This is a genomic window from Nocardia sp. CA-107356, assembly GCF_050946365.1.
GTDB lineage: Bacteria > Actinomycetota > Actinomycetes > Mycobacteriales > Mycobacteriaceae > Nocardia.
In genome coordinates, this window is sequence record NZ_CP191992.1 from 4,662,718 (window position 1) to 4,678,462 (window position 15,745).

A 15,745-nucleotide genomic window follows, 5' to 3' on the forward strand; every position below is an offset into this window, starting at 1 on the left:
GAGCTGTTTTTGCCAGGTGCATGGGTTCTGGCGCAAACAATGTGATCGTCATCTGTCGAGATGCTGAGCGGTTGCGTGAGTGAGCAGGATGCGTTTTCTCAAAAGGTCGAGATTCGCCCTACCGAAACATTGCCTTTTCAGATGCTTGAGTTTGTTAACTGTGCCCTCGGTCGGACCATTGCTCCACGGCAGCGTCAATCCGGCTGTGACAGCGGCGAAGTCGTGTTCGAGGCCAGTGGTGAAGGAGTGCAGCGCGGGCAGGTCGTCGGCACGGACCTGTGCGATCCATTCTGGGAGACGGTCCCCGCGCAGGTCACGCATGATGGCCGCGAAGGCGCCGACATGCCGGCGGGTGGCGGCGAGTTCTGGGCAGCACGTGAGAATCTTGGTGAGCTGCTGGTTTTCGGCGCCGGGGAGAGTGTCGGGATTGCGCATGATCCAGCCGGTCACCGCGCGGATTCTTGGTTTCGGTGGCGGGGCGACAGCAGGGCGGGTCGATGCCTTGCTGGCTTGGTAGGGGCGCAGGAAGCGGTAGACGTTGTTGGGGCTGCCCCGGTAGCCCAGCTCGCGCAGTTCGGCGGTCAGGGCCGCGATGTTGGTGTGCCCGGCGTTCCAGCGGGCAAGCAGGTGCGGCACGAACTCGTCCAGCATCCCGGCGCGGGCCGTCGTGGCGGCGATGACGTCCTCAGGACTGGCAGCAATAGCGAACCGGCGAGCGGTTTTCCGGTCGATATCGAGTTCGGTGGCGATGGTGCGTAATCCCTTGCCCTGAGCGCGAAGCCGCTGCACCGCCTCGTAGCGTTCGATGGTGCGGGCACGCAGCCGCGAATACCCTTCGCTGCGAGGAGAGGCGGGCGGCGCTGTCGCGGGATCGGCAGTTCCGCCGGCGTCGACCACGGCCGGAGTGCATTGAACCGAATCGGTGGGATCGCTATTGGCAGTTGAAAATTCAGTGAGACAGCCCCGGTGCGCGATCACGGTCTTCTCCACCGCCTGGCCCAGATTGTTCCAGAGGTGCCACCTGTCTGCGCATTGTGTGGCCTGCGGCGCGCCGCGGCGGGCGGCCTCAGCGTACGCCCCCGCCCTATCTCGAGTAATCACCTCGATTTCTGGATGCGCCGACAGCCATACGGCCAGCGGATCGGCCTCGCGACCGTCGAGGACATCGATCGGCCAGTGGGTGACCATATCCAGCATAAGATTGTGGCGTACCTGCGGGAGCGTTTGACGGCGAAATCGTCGACGCCCAATATTTTGACGGCACCGACCGGCGGATCCGGCACTCTGCGGACCAACCGCAGCAGGGTGTCTCGGCTGGCCGACAGACCCAAACGGCTTGCCAGCCGTGCACCGGCTCGACCCGCCAGGGCCACCCCGATCGCGGTGAGCATCGAGGTCAACTGGTCCGTCCGCCGTGACCAACGCACCGTGAGTCCCTCGACCTGCTCGGCGAAAGTCTTTGCCACACAATCGTTGTTCAGGCAGAAGAAGCGGCGCACGACCAGCCGCAACACCAGCCTCCGGCCCGCGACCGCGGCATCGGCCAACCGCCGCCGATAGCGAGAATGCACACGCGCGGAAACCGTTCCACACCGAGGACACTGGGCCAGTCCGGTGGCAACAGTCGCCTCCACGACCACCATATCGCCCTCGATATCGACATCACCGATCAGCAGATCACTCAAGTGCGGCAACAACTTTCGGACCAGATCAACGCACGCCTGCCACCATCACCCATTCGGCACCGGATCCAACGGCAACACGCCGAACGGCGCAATCACATTGTTTGCGCCAGAACCCATCACCCTGGCAGGCGACACCTCGAACGCCCGCAGTTCTGCGTACCTGTTGACACGGCGTTGATCCATGTGATGCAGCCGGTGGCGCGCGAGCCTCGGCACGCTCGAGCTGGCGCCGCGGTTTCGCGGCTACTGCGGTGGTCTGCTGAGGGGATGGATCGGGGCCAGACCGTCGTCGGCACCGGATGCAGTCTGCGGCGGCAGGTGGATGAGTTGGGCGCTGGCCCAGCGTTGGGGGGTGTGCCAGTCGGTGAGGATCAGTTCATAGACACCGTGCAGTGCCGCGGCAGCCGTTGCGGGCAGTGAGGCAGGGACGGGCGACCACGGGTCGGTGACGAGGTCGCGCGGTATCTCGTCGGGCAGATCGGTGCCGTTGCGGGGCGGGCGGCGCCCGGGAGTCAGCCACAGGTGGGCCGACCCGCTGTAGACGGTGGTGCCGTCGATGGACAGCAGCGCGGTATGGGCGGTGTCTTCGGAGTTGGTGTCGGGGATGTTCGGCGCGAACTGCACGCGCAGGAACCATGCCCTTGTGGGTTGATCCAGGCAGCCGTAGCGCAGGCTGATCGCGCCGCTGACGGGTCCGGCGGCGTGCAGGACGGGATCGCCACCGATGTCGAACAAGGTTGTGGTGGTCAGTGTTTGGGGGTCGAAGGGGTTCATGGTGGTGGGTCGTCCGTGGCATCGTGGCGGCTTGGAGGTGGTCGCGTACGACGCTACTGGAGGTGGTGCTGGGGCGCTCGGGGGCGAGCAGGTTGGTCAGCCGGTGGTGCCGTCGATGGCATAGTCGGCGGTGAAGTAGAACGGGCGTCGCTAGTGGCGGAGGAAGGCGGGCCTGGTGAGGAAGTCCAGGCTCTCGGGAACAGGTGCTCGTAGTCGTCGGCTGGGTGTGATCGGTGGCCATCACGCACCCGCCTGCACTGTCGGGCCAGGCAGGATGTAGTCATGCGTGTCCGTCTCGACGAACTCGTGTCAACTGACAACTCGTTCGGCTGGTCGTAGCTCGTGTCGCCGAGCCATTCTCGGGATGATCCTGGCGATTTCGTCCGTCCGCTGAGCCAGGGCTCCAGATTTCCCTGCACTTCGTAGAAGCGCACACCGTTCGGGTCTTCGAAGCGTAACTGCGCGGGACCGTAAAAACTGACACGGACGATCCGTATTCCGCAGAAATTCGACAGGGCTGAGAGAACAGACCCGATAGTGGCGGTGGGGACTGCGTCGAGCGAGGGCCAGTTGCGGAAGGCTCCGGCCAGTTCGCTGGGCGGAGCCGACGGCGGCACGGACTTCGCGAGTTCGGCTCGGCGGCTGTCGAGCATCTGGAAGATGTTCTCGCGGAATGCGTCACGAATACTCGATTGCGGGATCTGTTCGCGCAGCTGGTCGAGTTCGCTCGGCGTCAGCGTATTTGGGATCATCCTGCTCAGACCGACGACCGACAGCACTGTCTGGGACGAGAGTTCGCCGAGCATCGAGTCGATGACGCCGGGCAATTCGGTGAACGGCATCGACTGGGTGGCGGTGTCACCGGTGACTGTCTTGACGATCCGTTCGAGCACCTCGACCGCCTTGTCGAAGCGTTTTGCATTCTGCGCCGTGACATGCAGATTAGCGCCAATACCAGTGACTTAAGGATCTGGGGAGCTGCCTATTGTTCTTCTTGGCTGGGTAGTTGTTGCGGTGCGCCAGTGTGGGGCGATGGTTTCGGCTTCGGCTGGATTCGGTTGTGGTGGAACGGGTTTGCGGTGTTCATCGCGTTTGACCTTGAAGCCAGACATTTTGCGTTTGACGACGCGGGGGTTGACGCGTCCGCGGCGGGCCGGCAGCAGGTGGCGGGCGATCTCGCGCAGTCCCTCGGCCAGCGCTCCGGCCAGGTGGTCAGGGGGAAAAACCCGCCTGCGCGGTCACCTGCCGGCGCGCGAGGCGGATGCTGCGGGTGAACGATAACCGGTCGGCGTCGATGCTCGCGGCGTCGGCATCAGGGTGCGGATGGCGTAATGGACCAGCAGGTGGCCCCAGACCTCCTGCTCGACACCCTCGGGTGAACGCGACCGCAGCACCTGCGCGGGTCCGCGCTGGTGGGTCTTGAGTTCATCGAGCGCGGTTTCGATCTCCCACCGCTCGTGATGCAATGCCGCAGATCAGTCGCCGGGGCGGCGTCGGGATCGAGGATCGTGGTGATCAACCGGTAGGGGGCCTCTTGGACGGGGAAGCCGGGACCGTCAAGGGTGTACTCGATGACCCGCACGATCGTTGGATCGAGGCGTTTGCGGTGGTCTTTCGCCTCGACAATTTCCGACAGGTAGGAGCCGTCTGCCAGTTCCTGACGGACCGGCAGGATCAGGTGAAGATCTGATGCGCCACAACAGATCCGCGCCACCGGCGCACGCTGCCCGCCACAGCTGCACATCGGTGAAGCCTCGGTCGGCCAGCAGCAGATCCCCACACCCAGATGCCCGAACAGTTGCCTGGCCAGGACCGGTTCAGCCGTTTTGAACGGCCCCAGAGCGGCGGCGGTGATCGCATGAGTGCCGCACTCTGCCAGCGCCACCATCCGCACCTGCGGATACGCGCACCGCTCGGTGCGATGGGTCTTCGGGCGCCCGAAATGCTCGGCGTTCTCAGTACTGTCGGGGACGTCGAACACGGTGCCGTCCACCGCGACCAGGCGCCATCCCCGATACCGGGCACCGGGTGTCGACTCCGTGGCCAACGGCCGCGCGACCTCGGCGAACAACGCCTTCAGCGGCGCGGGCCCCAGCTTCACCCGGGCCCGTGAGATGGCGGCGGTCGTCGGCACCTGCCACGAACCCGACCAGCGTTTGGCCCACACCAAACCCTGCGTCAACAGCCGTGCGACCTCTTCATAGCCTTGCCCGGAGAACAGGCACATCGCCAGCACGAAATAGACCACCACCCGCGGCGGCAGCAACCGAATCCGCTGCCCGGACCGATCGCACTGGGCCACAACCCGATCCACCAACTCCGGCGGAAATGTCCGAGTCAACAACCCGACCGCGATACGGTCGGACAACCGTTCGTCCGTCTCCGACTTGACCTGCCCCGGCCTCGGCATCCACGCACCTCCCGAACGCAGACCCTACCAGGACAATCCTTAAGTCACTGGTATTGAGATTAGCGCTGATCTCTCGCAGCTGATGGTGGGTCAACGCCACCGAGCCGACCTGCTCGGCCTGATCCAGCAGGCCCTGCACCCATTCGATGGCATGTTCGTGATCCACGGGAGGCGGGTCATCGGGCACCGCAACGCTGTTGCCAACCGGTTTCGGAGGCTGCTGGATGTCGGCGATTTCGGCGTTCTCATCAGGGTTGCTCATGTTATTCCTTGTCTACTAGGGGGTTTCGCTGATGTGCTGGCGGTCCTGTCAGTGCGAACCCCAGCTCTGTGCGCTGAGCACCTGGCCGTCGGTCTCGGGCTGGACCGACGTCACGCCGGGGATGTGCCGACGTAAATGCGGATTTGCGTTGCTGAGGCCGGTGGGTGAGCCGAGCAAGCAGCGGCTGCGTGGGCCCGATCGACCGCGACACAGCATGTGCAGGCCACGGTACGAGTGCGCGATTTTCGCTGTGCGAGTTCGCCTTCGGTAGACGGGGGTATCGGCTCGGTGAGGCCGTATGGGATTGCTCACGCGATTGGCAGATGCCGCTACCGCCAGGGCCGGTGGGCCGCGAACTGATTGCCGGCGTTGCCTGGGCCGGCTAGCGCATGGCGATATGACGGAAATTCAAGGCCTGTGTGAGGTCCTCGACGGTTGGGCGTTCTCCGCCGCGCAGATCGCAGATGGTCCAGGCCACGCGAATGGTCCGCTCCGCGCCGCGCGGGGAGATCTGGCCTAAGCGCAGCGCCGACTTGATCGGTTCGATGGCTTTTTGTGAGAGCGGAAACTGGCGCAGTGCACGTGTAGGGACTTGCGAATTGGTGGTCGCGCTCTCGTCGTGCCAGCGGCTGGCCGCGGCGACGCGGGCTGCGGCCACGCGCTCGCGCACGACCGCGCTGCTCTCGGCCGCTACATCAGAGAATGAGCTTCTGTCCTGGGGAAACATCCGGACGGACAGGTCGATGCGGTCAGCGACGGGGCCGCGGAGTCTCGCGCGGTGGCGGCGCAGTGTCAGCGGCGAACAGGTGCAGTCGGTGTCGCGGGCTGCGTCACACGGGCAAACACTGCCGGTGAGCACCAGCAGAATCTGCGCGGGGTATCGTATGACGCCGTCACGGCGGGCGATGCGAACCTCGCCGTCCTCCAATGGATTCCGCAATGCTTCCAGGACCGTAGCATTGAATTCTTGGTAGAAATCGAGGTGAAGCACGCCCAAGTGGGCTCGGCTGATCGCGCCGGGGCGCGCGGAGACCCCGCCGCCGATAAGCGCGGCAACCGAGGTGGAGTGGTGCGCTGTGACGTAGAGGGGCTCGGTGATTTGGGCTTTGGTGTCAGGCAGGGTTCCGGCCATCGAGTGGATCGCGGTCACTTGAAGCGACTCCGATTCCGTCAGCGGCGGCAGCAATCCCGAAAGATGTTGCGCCAACATAACTTTACCCACCCCCTCCGGGCCGCTCAGGCGCAGAGCGTGGCCACCAGCGGCCGCGACTTCCATTGCCCAGCGCGCTTCGTTGTGGCCGGGAACCTCGCTCAGATCGCCGTAGTTGCCGACCGTGTCCGGCGCCGTCGCGGTGGCCGGTTCGAGCAGTACGCCCTCACCGCGCAGCCAGTCGAGAACCGCACGCAGATCACACGCGCCGAAGACATCGACACCGGTCGCGAGACCGGCCTCGGCCAGCGTGGCTTGCGGCACGACGACAGTGGAAAATCCCGCGTCGCGGGCCGCTTGGACCGCGGGCAGGATTCCACGCACCGGCCTGAGTCGGCCGTCGAGAGCGAGTTCACCGAGCAGCACGGTGCTGGCGAGTCGTCGCGAGGGCACCGCGCTTGCTGCGGCGAGGATCGCGGCGGCCAGAGCGAGATCGTGGACGCCGCCGACTTTCAGCGGGGTCGGTGGAGACAGTGCGAGGACGATGCGGCCGTCCGGGCATGCGGCTCCGGCCGTATTGGCGATGGCGGCGTGGACGCGGCCACGGGCTTCGTGTAAGGCGGCATAGGGCCCGGCGGTCGTGTTCACCGAGGACAGACCCTGTCCGATATCGGCTTCGATCTCGACGAGATGCCCGTCGATCCCGGTCACCGCGATCGAGTATGTGCGGGCCGAAGCCATTACAGCACCCCCACGTAATGATCGGTCAAATGCGTCAGGGCAGTGCTGGTGCGACCGTAACTTGTTGCCGATAACGGTATTTGACTATCGGCGATGGTGTGGATGTCGCACGCTGGTGCTGTCATGGATAGGTTCCTTGTCTGTGTCGGGAGGGTCCAGGCCGTCTCGGCCGCGTTGAGGACGGGGGCTGGGCGGGCTTATGGCGCTTCGATTCGATAAGAGCCTGGGCCCGTGCGGGTTACGCGAGTCCGATCTCGATGGCGGTCGATCCGGCTGATTTGGTGCCGGTTGTCTCGCCATCGAGCAGATAGCGCTCTTCGGCGTCGCCTCGGGAGTGCGCGTGGAGCTCGAAACGGATGCGCTCGGGGCGCTCGACCACGACGAAGTATCGGTGCTCGGTGTCCAGGTCGCCGTTGTGTCGCAGCGCGGTGCAATCGGCCAAACCGCACCGGCAGCCTCGGTCCTCGGGTTCGGTGTCGGTGGTGGTGTGGTGTCGTGCGCGGTACACGGCATCGACGCCAAGGGGCGCCTGCTTCGGCGACTATCGGCGGCGGGCGGTTGACCGATCGGTATATGGCCGCGAATCGGCTTCGGCGCGGCGGCGCAACTCCGATAGTGGCAGGGGGTACTTCATCCCTTTCCGCTGCTCCACGAGGATCGAATAGTTGCCGAGCTTTTCACGCAGTTCGGCTTCTCGGCGTTCGGCGTAGGCGAAACGCTCGGGGAATAACTCCAATGTGCGCAGCCACTGTTTCTTTCCAGCACGCACGCAGACACCGCCGCAGTTGTTGTGTGAGTAGCCGAGTTCGTAGAGCAGTGGCGGTTCGATGCCGTGGACGGCGCGGCACTCGTCGAGCATGTCCTGCTTGGTCAGGCACGGTTCCTCGGTCATCGGGAACTCCACTCGCCAGGGCGCCCACCCCTTGACGACGCCGGGTTCACGGCGCCACTCGACCGCGTCGAACCCGACGTAGAGGACGGTGTTAGCGGGGTCGCAGTGTTGTTCGAGCCAGCGTCGGCACGGGATCTGTTTGAGCCACTTCGAACACGGGGCCAGCCGGGAATTGCCGATGTAGCGGACGTCGTCGAACACTTGGAACGGATCGCGGCCGTCACAGACCCGCGTCAACGGCACACCGATGTATTGGACCGCCTCACCCAAGAATCTGTGCAAATCGGGGTCTTCGGCCAGAGTGTCGGCGAAAAGCAACACCATCTCGTCGGTGCTGTAGCGCTGCGCGATCCGCACAGCCGAGGCGAAAGACCCGATACCACCGGACATTTGAACAATCCGCTTCACAGGCCACCCACCCCACAGGGGTCGCCCGCCAGCTCTGGACAGTCCGGGGCTGCGAGATCGTCACGGCCGGTGGGACTGTTCGCTCGTGCTACCGCCTCCTGCCAGATCCGGACGGCTCGATCCTTCAGCTCGATCACGTCCTGGGAGGTCACGTCCATCGACGCGGCCACACAGCCCATGATCTCTTCGGTGAACGCCCCGGCCGCCTCCAGTTCGGCGACGAGGCGGGCGAATTGGACAAGATTGTTCGTCCACATAGGGACTTCCTCCTGGAATAGGGGTCCAAGGGTCTGCACCAGGTCCCTGCCGGTCGGACGCCGGGCCCCAGTCCGATTGGTCGCCCAATTACTCGCGGATGGTCGGCTCAGGCATAGGTAGGCCGGACGGCGCGGCTTCGCGTGGTCACCGTGAGGCGGTCAGCCTGGAATGGTTCCCGTCGACGGGATCGCGGGGACGCAGAGGCGGCGGCGAACGGGGTTGACACGCCATGAGGGAGTGACCGGTCGAGGCACGCAGACCGTGACGGCGTTGAGAGCGAGACGAGCGTGCTCGGCTCGTCGGTTTCCAGGGGGCAACGGGTGCAGGCCGGTCGCGCGTCGTAGCACCCAGGGCGACTACAAACGCGTCATGTGGCACCCCTCTCGCCAGCCGCGTCTGGTGTCGGCGAGCGCGGCAAAGGTGCGTGGGCGCAGCGTGCACTTGGCGACCGGCGCTCCGTAATGCGTTCTGGGAGAGCAGGTTCCAACCTCAATCGTCGGGATCGCGCGGGTAGGGGCGAGGAGCAGGTAGGTAGATGGACAGGCCGGACCGCCCTTCAGCCCTCGTGAATGGTTTGAGCGCTGCGCACGAGAGGCCCGTATACGTCGAGGACTTCGGCGGTGAACTGGTCGGTGGGCACACCAAACATCGGCTGTCGTGTCTCTCCGATGCGACCGTCGCGGAACAGGAAGTAGGGTCCGCCCGATTCCTGGCTGTAGTAGTCGCCGACAAAAGTGCCGACCATGGCCACCCATCCGTGTGGGCGCCCGGTCGCGACATCACTTCGCTCTGAGAGCATTTCGACCGTCTCACCAGGTGTGAGGTTGCCCTTGAGGATGCGTACTTGGGTGTGGATGTCGGGGATGGGGATTCCTTCCTCGGTGGTCGCGGTCATGACGCCTCGCTGTGGGTGCGAGGAACAGGAGGTGAATGCTCGCGGTGGGTCGGGCCCGGGATCTGGTTTCGATGACAGCCGAGGCTCAGGGTTCGAGGGTCAAAGCCGCGCAGCGTTGCAATGCGGCCCGCTCGGATCGGCGGCCGTCAGTGCCTTCGGTGGAGTCGAATTTCCCGCTCACAAAGGACGAGCCATCGATGCAGCAACACCGCCCTGCATGACCACGCCGTCGCCGTCGCATCGCGCAATTAGGCGTAGTGGTTAGCCGTGTCTGTGCTGCGGGTGCTCTAACAACCACGCACAGCACCCGCCGCGTCTCACATCAGCCCGACGAACCCCGCGCCGACGATGCTCGCCTCTTGGATCGCTTCCTTTTCGGCGGTTTCGAGCGTGGCCCGCCAGTCCTGCTCGGCCGGCTCGATCGTGTAGTAGCCGAAGCAGGACTCGACCCGTTCGCCGTTTGGGCTGAGCAGCACCCACCCGAAAACCTCGCCACCGAGCCACGTCCGGCACACCGCCAGGTCGCCTTCGGCGTCGGCGGCCGACTCAGCGAGCATGAGGTAGTGGAACCAATCCGATTGATGCGCAGTGGCGTAGTCGCTGCCGGTGAACAGCTGGAAGCTACTGCCCGTGATCGCACGCCATATGTTGAATCGGCGCTCGATCTGGTCGAGCCGCGACCAGCCCACTTCGTCGAGGAAGTGCAGCAGCGCGTGAGCCTCCAGCGTTGACCTGTCGTCGGCCTCATCCCGGGAGACATCGCCACCGCGGTTCACAACGAGGATTGTGTTGTTGCAGATGCGCGGGCTATCGGCGTCGAGGTCGTACGGGAATTCGACGGTATATGAGCGTCCACCTCCGACATCGACATGTTCGGGTTCGAATCTGTGCACGCTATTCACTCCCGCCGGTCGCGTGAAGGATCTCGGCGATCGGCGTGAGGTCTTCGGCCCGCGAATCTGGCACCGGCACCGTGAACTGGACTACCCGGTTGAGTACGCGGTGGTTGCCACCTGGGATGTGGCTGGCGAAATTTCCATCGAGGATGTTGATCAGCGACGCCATCAGGGCATCCCTATGTGCGTGTTGCTCGTTACGGCTGCGCTCGCCAGGCGTAGCGGGGTGAGTTCGGTGAGGACGTCGTCGGTGCATGTGGCGAGCGTTGCTCGGCCTTCGCGGATCATTCGATGGCAGCCCGCGGAGGTCGCGGTGGTGACTGGACCGGGGATTGCGAGAGCTGGACGGCCCAGGCGCCGTGCCCATTGCACCGTGTTGCGGGTGCCGCTTCGTAGACCGGCTTCTGCCACGACGACCCCGTCAGCCAAGGCAGCGAGGATACGGTGCCGGGTAGTGAAGCGCTCCTTTCTCGCCGTGGTGCCGGGTGGGTATTCGCTGACGATGAGCCCTTCCTCGGCTATATGGGCCAGTAGCCGTTCGTGCTGGGAGGGGTAGGGCCTGTCGACGCCGCATGCGAGAACCGCGATGGTCGTGCCTCCGGCAGCGAGGGCGGCCCGGTGAGCGGCGGCGGCGATGCCATACCCAGCATCGGAGACAATCGACCAGCCCTGTGTGGCCATCTCGGCGGCGACTTCTCCGGTGACGTTCTCGCCGTAGGCGGTGCTGGCGCGCGCGCCGACGATGGCAACCGCTCGTTCGGTCAGCGCAGACAGCGATTGCGAGCCACGCACCCATAACACGAGAGGCACTGCTGCAGTAGGGTCCTCGTCTGGGTCAAGCTGACTCAGCGCGAGCATCCTCCACGTCGGGAACTCCGGATCCTCAGGTGTGACCACGCGGCCTCCGAGACGCTCGATCCGCTCTAGATCCCGTTCGGCGGCGTCGGCGGTATGTCGATCCGGCGATCGCCTGCGAAGTGGGTGCGGCAGATCGTTGTCGCGGACCGCGCGGGCGGCTTCGAGCACTCCGACCGAGGCGATCAGCTCCGACAGCTCGGCGCATGGCCCCAGGCATAGCTGCGAAAAATACACCCACGCAAGGCGCCGATCGTCGGCGAGTGGATCCGCTGTCGCTGGATTAGGGGTCCCAGTGTGCTGTTGTGGGGTGTCTGTGGTATGCGGGTTCGGTTGTGGGGCTGCGTGATTGGTGTAGTTCATGCGGGTCCGGCCTCGTAGTCGATGGCGAAAGGTGTGGCGGGGCATGCAAGGAAGCCTTGCGGGACGTGGGTGCCTGTTAGCCGACATTGAAAATGCCGACGTCGCGGGTGACTTCGGGCATTGGCGGTGCTCACGAACCATCGGCCTGAATCGGACACATTGGCGGCGGCACCGTGCCGACTGCTGGGCCGCGGACTTTCCGTGGGCGGTGGTCCGACGACAGGACTGCCGACTGCACGCGCCGGTGAAGCAGTCAGACCGGCGGCAGTGGTGCAGCGTGCGACGAAGGCCGTGCCGTGAAGCGGGGGCCGCTGGGGTGCGAGACCTTGCCGACCGGCGGAGACACCGTGCCGACGAAAGCCGTTGGCTGGGTAAGGATTCCGATTGGAATTGGCAACGCCTTTTCGTCGGCATCTTCCGTGTCGCCCAACAGGGTGCCCCAGTCGTCGAGGGCCGCGGCCGTGTGTCCCTGGAGTGTTGGCCCCGTCGTCATCAGGGCGGCGCCGATGATGATGGGCACCTGCTGGTGGCCACCGAGTTCGGTGGTGGTGATGGTTCGGTAGTAGTAGTCGGTGAGGACCTGGCTGGACGCGACAGCTCGGGGTCGGTCGCGGAGTTTCTGGGGTGTGCTCATCGGTGATCCTTGTCGGTCGGTGGGCGGTTGCGGGGTGTGTTGGCCGGGCGTGAGCTCGAGGAGCGACGTGGGCGAGGAATCGTGTGGCGTCGTAGCGAGGAGTCTCGGCTGATTTGGACGAAGTCCCCGATGTCGAAATCGTCGGGGCCCCAGACCTTCGCGCCCGATTCCTCGATGATCCAGTGCCAGTAGTCGATCTCCTCGACACGTTCGAATATGTCGGCGGCATAGATCAAGAGGGCGTGTTCGGAGCAGTGTTGGCTGCTGATCGATCGGTTGATATCGCGTAGCTGTTTTTCCAGGCCCTGGATGCTGCGCAGTGTGGTGCCGGTGGATTCCTTGGCTGCCCGGAATCGGGACGCGGCCTGGGATCGGGCGAACCGGTATTTGGCTTCGTCATAGAGGGCCCACGCCTTGCCTTCGCGCGTCCATAGCCGTTCGAGCAGGCGTCGATGACGGGTGGCCGAATAGTGATCGAACGCGCAGCAGGTCGTGAGCCGGATAGTTCGGCATCTGTGACAAACTTGCCGAACTCGGCGGTCCGATCTGTGTCGCCCGCGAAGTTCCAGCGGGGCGCCGCAGCCGGTGTATGGAGAATCCGGCCACCCTCGGTGAGTTCTACCGGCTCAAGATGAGCGTGCCGTACTCCGCCGTAGTTGGTGAACAACACGACCACCGGCGGTGCGTCCTCCAGTACGGGCGCCACGTCCCAACCCATAACGGGCACGACGGTGTTGCGAACCACATCAGGATCAACCTCGTTCAGGATGCCGACACAGTGACCCGCGGGCTCGTTCGAGATGAGGTGGCGGGGGCCGAAGACGGCCTTGGCCTCCGAAGGCGAAAGACTGTGGGGGCCAGCCCCTTAAGATCATTGGTGGCGCTCGATTCTCCGCCTCCCTCCGGTTCGAATACGCTACCCTCCCCAGTCGTGTTGCGGGGAATCAAAGGTCTTGCCCTCGTTCGGGTCCGGGAGTCGCTGGGCCGTCGGTTTGCGGTGATCGTGTGCTGTCGGTGGTCCATGGGCGGTCGAAGGCCGAGGGCAGGACCGCCTCGATTGTTGTCGCGAAGTCGTTCGATGTGCCGAAGGCGTAGTACGCGTCGATGAAGCGTCGTCGGGGATGGTCGCCCGCCGTGGACGTGGTGGGGTCGGTGTGCGGGAGCAAACCGTCCTGGACGATGGCGGCGATCCGGGCGGCGGCTCCGCTGGGTGCTGGTTGGGCATGGAAATGGATCGCCTCGATCGGTGCGGACCTGAGAAGTCGATCTTCTCCATTCACGATTTGAAAGACTTCCAACGCGCCGCGGGGCACATGTCGTTTCCAGGCGTCGTTTCCTTCCTCGAACAACGCTCGCAGCTCGCCGTCGAGGTCGATCGAGGAGTCGGCTGAGTAGATAATGCGGTGCAGGATCTGCGAATAGTGTTGGTGTTGGCTTGTTGTGGGCTCGACGTCGGCTCCTCCGTCGGGAAGCATGGTGTCGTACTCGCCTTCCTTGAAGAGTTCGTTGAACGCGGTCGGGTCCAGTTCGGGCCGCCCGATTGGTATCACGGTGACTCGATGGTGAAGATCGGCACCGATGAGTGCCGCGTTCCACATCGCGGTCACCTCATGGGCGGTCATCGGGTTGAGTTGTGGGGCCGATGCGCGGTTGCGTTCGCGGTAGAAATGTGCGTGTTCTGGCGGCGGCTGCACGGACTGATCTGGCTGGTGGGCGGGGTCCAGCACGCCGATGACCACACGCGGGTGATGCTGGAGCATGTGCACGACAGCGTCTAGGTGCCATGTGGTGACCAGCTGGTAGCGACCCCAGGTCACCGCTGGTAAGGCCGAGCGCTGATCGCGGGCTGGAGCGAATATTCGCGGCTCAGCTAGTTCGCGCGTGTGGTTCAGCACTGGGAGCAGCGCGGTGTCCAGCCGAAACTTCAGGCTCGCGGCGAGGGTGAGCCAGTCCTGGGTCTGGAGCATGTTCCAGTTCAGATCGCGCGTTTTCGCTATCACCTCAGGCACTGACATCATCTGCGCGCCCTGGATCCGGGGTGGGCCTGGCAGCTGATCGTGGATCCAGTCGCCGGTTTGGCCGCGGTGGCGGCGAACGACTAGATCGTGGTCGAATCCGGTGTAGACCGTGACGATTCCGACGCCCGATTCGGTTTCGGCGAAGCGGGCGATGTCGAGGATGTGGGTCTGCAGGGGGGCGGTAGGTTCGTCACTGCGTAGCTGCTGTGCCCGAGCTGTTCGTAGGCGCGTTGGTGGCTTTCGAGCCTGAGCAGATCGATCTCGGCATCCGAGGTCGCGGGGAAGGCGAATTCGACCTCATACGGTGCGGTTTCGGGCGGGGCGGTGGCGAGCCGATCCACGATATCGGCGGCCGTTTGTCGGCTGGAGACGCCGTGGATGATCATGCTCGCACCTATGCCGCGCAGGTATTCCACGGCCATGTTCTGCCAGCGGTAAGCCTCGAAGTCGACCTGGTTCCGGTTGGCTTCTTCCCAGCCGGGCTCGTATAGCAGAGCCAGGTAATCGGGATAGAAGCCGCGAAAGTCCTCGACACTGATCACGACTGGGCGAGCATCCACGGCGGCGTCGGCCAGCGATCGCGCGAAGGTTGTGACATCGGCGCCGGGGTGGCCGATGAGGACAGTGGCGCGGGGACTGTGCTCAGGGAACGCCTCGGACAGCAGACTGCGGATGATGTGCTCGGTGAAAATCTGCTCGGCGACCTCCAAAGGCATCGGAGATGATGGTGCAGGCGCCGAGCTGGACATCAGCGCAAGCCTGTGAGTTCCCTGTAGACCGCGCTGTCGTGCGTCAGCACCGCGTCGATCGCTTCACGGTCAGTCGGTTTCAGGTCGGCCAATCGTTGTGTGTAGTCCTCGAGGCGAGAACTCCACTCGGGGTCGTTGGCTGCTTTACCGCTTGCGTGGGCGGTGAGGTGGGTCAAGATCTTCTTGGCGAGTGCGTAGTCAGCCTTGTCGCCCAGTGGGATGGCGTAACCCATCTCCCCTCCTGAAATCCGCGCCCGCACATGCTCTGTCGGGCATATAGACGAGGTTACGCGGATGCGGGAACCAGGGCCCCGCGTGCTGTCGGTTGACACGTGCCGCGTCCAACACTGTATGAGTCAACATCCGCAAGATCCAGAATTCGAGCTGGCGTCGTTCTGTCTCGATGGATATACCGCCGAGGGGCGCTTAAGCGCCGCGGGGAAGTGGCGCGAATGGCAGGAAGGTGTGTACTTCGCCAATTGTCCACTGTCTGATCGCTTGACCGACTCAGAGAGAGACCGGCTGAATGGTGCTGAGTGACCCCGCATGGAGTCCGTGGTACCGGGAGTTCGTTGCGGGTGCCGGTGCTGGGTGGATGGTGATCGGTGGGATGCGGCGATAGTGCACGGGTGCGTCCGGGCGGTGCCACCGGCTGTTGTCTTCGTTGCCGTCGTCGATTGCGGCAACAAACACAGTTATCCATCGAGCGCAGCAGCTGCTGAGAGAGACAAAGTCTGGGACGCGCTGCCGACGGA

The 15,745-nt window shown here is 64.5% G+C and carries 17 protein-coding genes and 2 pseudogenes; 2 read left to right on the forward strand and 17 right to left on the reverse strand.

The features are described 5' to 3' along the window. Positions 1-48: 48 nt before the first annotated feature. The 3 genes from ACQP1G_RS20850 to ACQP1G_RS20860 form a co-directional block, all read right to left on the reverse strand. On the reverse strand, positions 49-1,197 hold the full coding sequence (locus ACQP1G_RS20850) for an ISL3 family transposase (protein WP_433206878.1): 1,149 nt from the start codon (positions 1,195-1,197) through the stop codon (positions 49-51). Then, positions 1,098-1,643 (reverse strand): transposase family protein, encoded by a 546-nt coding sequence (locus ACQP1G_RS20855; RefSeq protein WP_433208689.1) that lies wholly within the window; start codon positions 1,641-1,643, stop codon positions 1,098-1,100. Before ACQP1G_RS20855 ends, ACQP1G_RS20850 begins: the two co-directional genes overlap by 100 nt. A 285-nt stretch (positions 1,644-1,928) precedes the next feature. Further along, entirely contained in the window at positions 1,929-2,459 is a 531-nt protein-coding gene (locus tag ACQP1G_RS20860) for a hypothetical protein (protein WP_433206885.1), read from the reverse strand. A gap of 692 nt (positions 2,460-3,151) precedes the next feature. Here ACQP1G_RS20860 and ACQP1G_RS20865 point away from each other — a divergent pair. Continuing rightward, the gene (locus ACQP1G_RS20865) at positions 3,152-3,733 is read left to right on the forward strand and encodes a hypothetical protein (RefSeq protein WP_433206888.1); all 582 of its coding nucleotides are present in this window, start codon (positions 3,152-3,154) and stop codon (positions 3,731-3,733) included. On the opposite strand, the pseudogene ACQP1G_RS20870 reads toward ACQP1G_RS20865, so the two are convergent. The 10 genes and pseudogenes from ACQP1G_RS20870 to ACQP1G_RS20915 form a co-directional block, all read right to left on the reverse strand. Further along, positions 3,672-4,869, reverse strand: a pseudogene (locus tag ACQP1G_RS20870) (IS4 family transposase). The gene ACQP1G_RS20865 and the pseudogene ACQP1G_RS20870 overlap by 62 nt on opposite strands. Positions 4,870-5,513: 644 nt before the next feature. Continuing rightward, the gene (locus ACQP1G_RS20875) at positions 5,514-7,022 is read right to left on the reverse strand and encodes a YifB family Mg chelatase-like AAA ATPase (protein WP_433206891.1); all 1,509 of its coding nucleotides are present in this window, start codon (positions 7,020-7,022) and stop codon (positions 5,514-5,516) included. 238 nt (positions 7,023-7,260) lie between these two features. Then, a complete protein-coding gene (locus ACQP1G_RS20880) occupies positions 7,261-7,530 on the reverse strand; it encodes a hypothetical protein (RefSeq protein WP_433206894.1) in 270 nt (89 codons plus the stop codon). A 33-nt stretch (positions 7,531-7,563) separates the two neighbouring features. Beyond that, on the reverse strand, positions 7,564-8,304 hold the full coding sequence (locus ACQP1G_RS20885) for a hypothetical protein (protein ID WP_433206897.1): 741 nt from the start codon (positions 8,302-8,304) through the stop codon (positions 7,564-7,566). A 14-nt stretch (positions 8,305-8,318) separates the two neighbouring features. Continuing rightward, positions 8,319-8,579 (reverse strand): hypothetical protein, encoded by a 261-nt coding sequence (locus tag ACQP1G_RS20890; RefSeq protein WP_433206900.1) that lies wholly within the window; start codon positions 8,577-8,579, stop codon positions 8,319-8,321. A gap of 557 nt (positions 8,580-9,136) precedes the next feature. After that, positions 9,137-9,475 carry a hypothetical protein gene (locus ACQP1G_RS20895; RefSeq protein WP_433206903.1) on the reverse strand — a complete coding sequence of 113 codons (339 nt, stop codon included), beginning with the start codon at positions 9,473-9,475 and terminating at the stop codon, positions 9,137-9,139. A gap of 317 nt (positions 9,476-9,792) precedes the next feature. Then, the gene (locus tag ACQP1G_RS20900; RefSeq protein ID WP_433206906.1) at positions 9,793-10,368 is read right to left on the reverse strand and encodes a hypothetical protein; all 576 of its coding nucleotides are present in this window, start codon (positions 10,366-10,368) and stop codon (positions 9,793-9,795) included. 1 nt (position 10,369) lies between these two features. Then, positions 10,370-10,540 (reverse strand): hypothetical protein, encoded by a 171-nt coding sequence (locus ACQP1G_RS20905; RefSeq protein WP_433206909.1) that lies wholly within the window; start codon positions 10,538-10,540, stop codon positions 10,370-10,372. Continuing rightward, complete coding sequence (dprA, locus tag ACQP1G_RS20910) at positions 10,540-11,730, reverse strand: DNA-processing protein DprA (RefSeq protein ID WP_433206912.1); 1,191 nt, start codon at positions 11,728-11,730, stop codon at positions 10,540-10,542. The genes ACQP1G_RS20905 and dprA overlap by 1 nt, the downstream gene beginning before the upstream one ends. Positions 11,731-11,842: 112 nt before the next feature. Further along, entirely contained in the window at positions 11,843-12,223 is a 381-nt protein-coding gene (locus ACQP1G_RS20915) for a hypothetical protein (protein WP_433206915.1), read from the reverse strand. A 113-nt stretch (positions 12,224-12,336) separates the two neighbouring features. Between ACQP1G_RS20915 and ACQP1G_RS20920 the strand changes: the two genes are divergently transcribed. Beyond that, a complete protein-coding gene (locus ACQP1G_RS20920; RefSeq protein ID WP_433206918.1) occupies positions 12,337-12,513 on the forward strand; it encodes a hypothetical protein in 177 nt (58 codons plus the stop codon). A gap of 27 nt (positions 12,514-12,540) precedes the next feature. Here ACQP1G_RS20920 and ACQP1G_RS20925 read toward each other — a convergent pair. The 4 genes and pseudogenes from ACQP1G_RS20925 to ACQP1G_RS20940 all read right to left on the reverse strand — a co-directional run. After that, positions 12,541-12,792: pseudogene (locus tag ACQP1G_RS20925) on the reverse strand (DUF3560 domain-containing protein); the annotation flags it as partial. A gap of 375 nt (positions 12,793-13,167) precedes the next feature. Further along, positions 13,168-14,241 (reverse strand): hypothetical protein, encoded by a 1,074-nt coding sequence (locus ACQP1G_RS20930; RefSeq protein WP_433206921.1) that lies wholly within the window; start codon positions 14,239-14,241, stop codon positions 13,168-13,170. 80 nt (positions 14,242-14,321) lie between these two features. After that, positions 14,322-14,957, reverse strand: coding sequence for a zeta toxin family protein (locus tag ACQP1G_RS20935; RefSeq protein WP_433206924.1), 636 nt, complete (start codon positions 14,955-14,957; stop codon positions 14,322-14,324). A 32-nt stretch (positions 14,958-14,989) separates the two neighbouring features. After that, complete coding sequence (locus tag ACQP1G_RS20940; protein WP_433206927.1) at positions 14,990-15,223, reverse strand: hypothetical protein; 234 nt, start codon at positions 15,221-15,223, stop codon at positions 14,990-14,992. Between the last annotated feature and the right edge of the window lie 522 nt (positions 15,224-15,745).

Bases quoted from the DNA above. Each gene is read 5' to 3' on its own strand.
- ACQP1G_RS20850 (WP_433206878.1), bottom strand. From the start codon at position 1,197: ATGCTGGATATGGTCACCCACTGGCCGATCGATGTCCTCGACGGTCGC.
- ACQP1G_RS20855 (WP_433208689.1), bottom strand. From the start codon at position 1,643: ATGGTGGTCGTGGAGGCGACTGTTGCCACCGGACTGGCCCAGTGTCCT.
- ACQP1G_RS20885 (WP_433206897.1), bottom strand. From the start codon at position 8,304: ATGTCCGGTGGTATCGGGTCTTTCGCCTCGGCTGTGCGGATCGCGCAG.
- ACQP1G_RS20895 (WP_433206903.1), bottom strand. From the start codon at position 9,475: ATGACCGCGACCACCGAGGAAGGAATCCCCATCCCCGACATCCACACC.
- dprA (WP_433206912.1), bottom strand. From the start codon at position 11,730: ATGGTTCGTGAGCACCGCCAATGCCCGAAGTCACCCGCGACGTCGGCA.
- ACQP1G_RS20940 (WP_433206927.1), bottom strand. From the start codon at position 15,223: ATGGGTTACGCCATCCCACTGGGCGACAAGGCTGACTACGCACTCGCC.
- ACQP1G_RS20905 (WP_433206909.1), bottom strand. From the start codon at position 10,540: ATGGCGTCGCTGATCAACATCCTCGATGGAAATTTCGCCAGCCACATC.
- ACQP1G_RS20915 (WP_433206915.1), bottom strand. From the start codon at position 12,223: ATGAGCACACCCCAGAAACTCCGCGACCGACCCCGAGCTGTCGCGTCC.
- ACQP1G_RS20860 (WP_433206885.1), bottom strand. From the start codon at position 2,459: ATGAACCCCTTCGACCCCCAAACACTGACCACCACAACCTTGTTCGAC.
- ACQP1G_RS20875 (WP_433206891.1), bottom strand. From the start codon at position 7,022: ATGGCTTCGGCCCGCACATACTCGATCGCGGTGACCGGGATCGACGGG.
- ACQP1G_RS20930 (WP_433206921.1), bottom strand. From the start codon at position 14,241: ATGATGTCAGTGCCTGAGGTGATAGCGAAAACGCGCGATCTGAACTGG.
- ACQP1G_RS20935 (WP_433206924.1), bottom strand. From the start codon at position 14,957: ATGCCTTTGGAGGTCGCCGAGCAGATTTTCACCGAGCACATCATCCGC.
- ACQP1G_RS20890 (WP_433206900.1), bottom strand. From the start codon at position 8,579: ATGTGGACGAACAATCTTGTCCAATTCGCCCGCCTCGTCGCCGAACTG.